This is a genomic window from Oleiphilus sp. HI0086 (assembly GCF_001635225.1).
Genome location: NZ_LWFZ01000252.1, coordinates 1 through 819, shown reverse-complemented (window position 1 = coordinate 819; position 819 = coordinate 1). Strand labels below are relative to the sequence as shown.

Sequence of the window (819 nt, the reverse complement as noted above, 5' to 3'; positions counted from 1 at the left end):
GGTGAAGATTGTATTCACCTCATGATCGATCGGGTTGTTTCCGATCAGTGTAATAACAGGGCCGCTCGCATCAGCAACATTAACTGTTCGTGTGACGGGGATTGCATCGTTGCCAGCCGCATCACTTACGTTATACACAAGTGTATAGCTGCCAATTGTACCGGTATCAACAGCGCCACTCTGAATAATGCTTGCTGAAATATCGCCATCAATATTGTCCGACGCACTCGCACCCGCATCATTGTAGACACTACCTAGAGCGATATTAATGCTGCTGTCACCATTAAGTGTAATGACAGGGGCGGTAAAGTCGTTCACATTTACCGTGCGCGTTTGCTGTACGGCAGGGTTACCGTTGGAGTCACTGACATCATAGGTAATGACATAAGTACCAGCAACGCTAGAGTCGACCATTGTGCCGCCAACTATAATGCCTGCAGATAGGTCTCCGTCAAGTGCGTCATTCGCAGTCGCACCAGCATCGGTATAAGGGGTATTTAGCTCATGGTTAAGTGGGCTGCTACCTAGTAGAGTGATGCTAGGTGCGCCAGTATCTTGAACGTTAATTGTTCGGGTAACGGTAGTAGCAGAGTTGCCTGAGGAATCGTTCACGTTGTAGCTCAGTACATAACTGCCGATTACGGTTGCATTGACTGTACCGCTGACACCGATGTTTGCAGAAATATCGCCGTCAGTATTATCTGTGGCTGTGGCACCAGGGTCAGTGTAAATTGTATTCACTTCATGATTAATTGGGTTATTGCCAACTAAGGTGATTACCGGTGGTGTTACATCATCTACCGTCACAAACCTTACCAT

General features: G+C 47.3%; 1 protein-coding gene. It reads right to left on the bottom strand.

The window, feature by feature from the left end:
* The coding region (locus A3756_RS03280; RefSeq protein WP_197481134.1) for a DUF5011 domain-containing protein at window positions 1–807 on the bottom strand (807 nt) is incomplete at its 3' end.
* Window positions 808–819 lie beyond the last annotated feature (12 nt).